Source organism: Methylobacterium sp. WL103, assembly GCF_008039885.1.
Taxonomy (GTDB): domain Bacteria; phylum Pseudomonadota; class Alphaproteobacteria; order Rhizobiales; family Beijerinckiaceae; genus Methylobacterium; species Methylobacterium cerastii.
On the sequence record NZ_VRUX01000464.1, the window covers coordinates 1 to 3,415 of the forward strand.

The following is a 3,415-nucleotide window of genomic DNA, read 5'->3' on the forward strand; positions in this document are numbered from 1 at the left end:
GCCCACGCCCCCGCCACGTCGTCCGCCCCCTCGCCCGCGCGCTGACCCGACACCGACAGAGCAGGACCGCATGACCGCCTTCCGCACCCTCGACGATTCCGGCTCGCTGGCGGGCAAGCGCGTCCTGCTCCGCGTCGACCTCAACGTCCCGATGGAGGGCGGCCGCGTCACCGACGCGACCCGGATCGAGCGCGTGGTGCCGACGATCCGCGAGATCGCCGGGCAAGGCGGCAAGGTGGTGCTGCTCGCCCATTTCGGCCGGCCGAAGGGCAAGCGCGATCCCAAGGATTCGCTAGCCCCCGTCGTCGCCACCCTGTCCGACAAGCTTGGCAGCGCGGTCGCCTTCGCCGAGGATTGCGTCGGCCCGGCCGCGTCGGCGGCGATCGCGGCGATTAAGGACGGCGACGTGCTGCTCCTCGAGAACACCCGCTACCATGCCGGCGAGGAGACGAACGACGCGGCCTTCGCCGACGCGCTCGCTGCCAACGGCGACGTCTACGTCAACGAGGCGTTCTCGGCCGCCCACCGGGCGCACGCCTCGACGGAGGGCCTCGCCCACCGCCTGCCGGCCTATGCCGGCCGCCTGATGCAGGCCGAGCTCGACGCCCTGACCAAGGGCCTCGAAGCCCCCGCCCGCCCGGTGATCGCTCTGGTCGGCGGCGCCAAGGTCTCCTCGAAGATCGACCTGCTCGAGAACCTCGTCGCCAAGGTCGACATGCTGGTGATCGGCGGCGGCATGGCCAACACCTTCCTGCACGCGCAGGGCAAGCCCGTCGGCAAGTCGCTGTGCGAGAAGGACCTCGCCGAGACCGCCCTGCGCATCATCGCCGCGGCCGAGGCCGCCAAGTGCCGGATCATCCTGCCGGTCGACGCCGTCGTCGCCTCCGAGTTCAAGGCGAACGCGGCCCACGAGACCGTCTCGGTCGACGCGGTGCCCGAGGGCGGCATGATCCTCGACGCCGGGCCGAAATCCGTCGCCCTGATCGACGCGGCGATCGACGAGGCCGCGACGCTGGTGTGGAACGGCCCGCTCGGCGCCTTCGAGCTGACGCCGTTCGATGCCGCCACCGTCGCCGCCGCCCGGCACGCGGCCGATCGCACGGCGTCTGGCAAGCTCGTCTCGGTCGCCGGCGGCGGCGATACGGTGGCCGCGCTGAACCATGCGGGCGTCTCGGAGACCTTCTCCTACATCTCGACCGCCGGCGGCGCCTTCCTCGAATGGCTGGAGGGCAAGACGCTTCCGGGCGTCGAGGCCCTGCGCGCCAAGAGCTGAGTTTCAACAGCCGACTTTTCCGGCGATTTTCGCGCCGTCCCGCACGATCCATCCGGGCCGCGGCGGCGTTCTCCCCACAGACCCGACCAGACCTAAGACGGAGCACGGACGATGGCGCGGATCACGTTGAGGCAGCTTCTCGATCACGCCGCCGAGTACGGCTACGGCGTGCCGGCCTTCAACATGAACAACATGGAGCAGGGGCTCGCCATCATGGCGGCCGCCGACGCCACCGATTCCCCGGTGATCCTGCAGGCGAGCAAGGGCGCGCGCGCCTACGCCAACGACATCGTGCTGGCCAAGCTGATCGACGGCCTCGTCGAGATCTATCCGCACATCCCCGTCTGCATGCACCTCGACCACGGCAGCGACGAGGCCACCTGCGCCACCGCGATCCAGTACGGCTTCACCTCGGTGATGATGGACGGGTCGCTGAAGGCCGACGGCAAGACGCCGGCCGACTACGCCTACAACGTCGGCATCACCCACAAGGTCTCGGAGATGGCGCACTGGGCCGGCGTCTCGGTGGAGGGCGAGCTCGGCGTGCTCGGCTCGCTCGAGAGCGGCGAGGGCGAGGCCGAGGACGGCCACGGTTTCGAAGGCACGCTCTCGCACGACCAGCTGCTCACCGACCCGGAAGAAGCGGTGAAGTTCGTGCAGGCGACCAAGGTCGACGCGCTGGCGGTGGCGATGGGCACCAGCCACGGCGCCTACAAGTTCACGCGCCAGCCCGACGGCGACGTGCTCGCGATGAACGTGATCGAGGAGATCCATCGGCGCCTGCCGACGACCCACCTCGTCATGCACGGCTCGTCCTCGGTGCCGCAGGATCTGCAGGACATCATCAACCAGTACGGCGGCCAGATGAAGCCGACCTGGGGCGTGCCGGTGGCCGAGATCCAGCGCGGGATCAAGCACGGCGTGCGCAAGATCAACATCGACACCGACAACCGCATGGCGCTGACCGGCCAGATCCGGAAGGTGCTCGCCGAGAACCCGGCCGAGTTCGATCCGCGCAAGTACCTCAAGCCCGCCATGGAGGCGATGACCAAGCTGTGCAAGCAGCGCTTCGAGGAGTTCGGCACCGCCGGCCAGGGCTCGAAGATCCGCCCGATCTCGGTCTCCGCCATGGCCAAGCGCTACGCAAACGGCTCGCTCGACCCGAAGATCACCGCGAACTGAGGCGGCGCCTTCGATCGGGGCGGTAAGGGAAGGCCCCCCTTCACCGCCCCGACACCGTCATTCCGGGGCGCCGTGAGGCGAGCCAGGAATCCAGAGCCGCCGACGGTGCATTCTCGATCACGGCCTATGGTTCTGGATTCCGGGCTCTGCTGCGCAGCCCCAGAATGACGGGCGCGTACGAGGACGCTCGAGCGAGACTTCGACCTCTCTTTGCCAGGGCCGCAACGCTCCTCTCCGCTTCCCCGACGCCCTCCGCGGCGGTATCAGGGCGCATGACCGACGCACCCCGCCTCACCCTGCTGACGCCGCACCATGTCGGGGCGGAGCATGTCGACGCGCTGGTGCCCGCGCTGGAGCGAGCCTGCGCCGCGGGCGACGTGGCCGCGGTGATCCTGCGCCTGGCACCCGCGGACGAGCGCAGCCTGATCGCCCTGGTGAAACGCGTCGCGCCCGCGGTGCAGGCGGCCGGCGCGGCGCTGGTCGTCGCCGCCCCGGGTTTCGCGGGCGACCTCGTCAGCATCTCGGCGCGGGGCGGGGCGGATGGCATCCACGTCGACAAGCCGGAGGAAGGCACGCTGCAGGAGCTGCGCGGGCGTCTGCGCGACGGCCGCATCCTCGGCGTCGGCGGGATCGAGACCCGGCACGCGGCGATGGATGCGGGCGAGGCCGGCATCGACTACCTGATGTTCGGCGGCCTCTACCCCGACGGCGTCGCCGCCGACGCAGAGGGCGTGCACGAGCGCACCGCGTGGTGGGCCGAAATCTTCGAGACGCCATGCATCGGCGTCGCCTGCACCGAGGCCGAGGTCGCGGCGCTCGCGGCGACCGGCGCCGAGTTCGTCGGGCTGGAGAGCGGGCTGTGGATGGACGACCCCGCAGGCGTCGCCCGCGTGCAGGCCGCGCTCTCGGAGGCGGCCTCGTGAGGCGGCTCGCTTCGAGCACCCTCGCGCTGCTCCTGGC

General features: G+C 70.6%; 3 protein-coding genes. All 3 read left to right on the forward strand.

Annotated elements, in window-relative coordinates; all coding sequences use genetic code 11:
* The first annotated feature begins 70 nt into the window (after nt 1-70).
* A complete protein-coding gene (locus tag FV222_RS20585) occupies nt 71-1,273 on the forward strand; it encodes a phosphoglycerate kinase (protein ID WP_147762786.1) in 1,203 nt (400 codons plus the stop codon).
* 111 nt (nt 1,274-1,384) lie between these two features.
* Nucleotides 1,385-2,455 (forward strand): class II fructose-bisphosphate aldolase, encoded by a 1,071-nt coding sequence (fba, locus tag FV222_RS20590; protein WP_147815517.1) that lies wholly within the window; start codon nt 1,385-1,387, stop codon nt 2,453-2,455.
* 272 nt (nt 2,456-2,727) lie between these two features.
* Nucleotides 2,728-3,378 carry a thiamine phosphate synthase gene (locus FV222_RS20595; RefSeq protein WP_147815518.1) on the forward strand — a complete coding sequence of 217 codons (651 nt, stop codon included), beginning with the start codon at nt 2,728-2,730 and terminating at the stop codon, nt 3,376-3,378.
* Nucleotides 3,379-3,415: the final 37 nt, after the last annotated feature.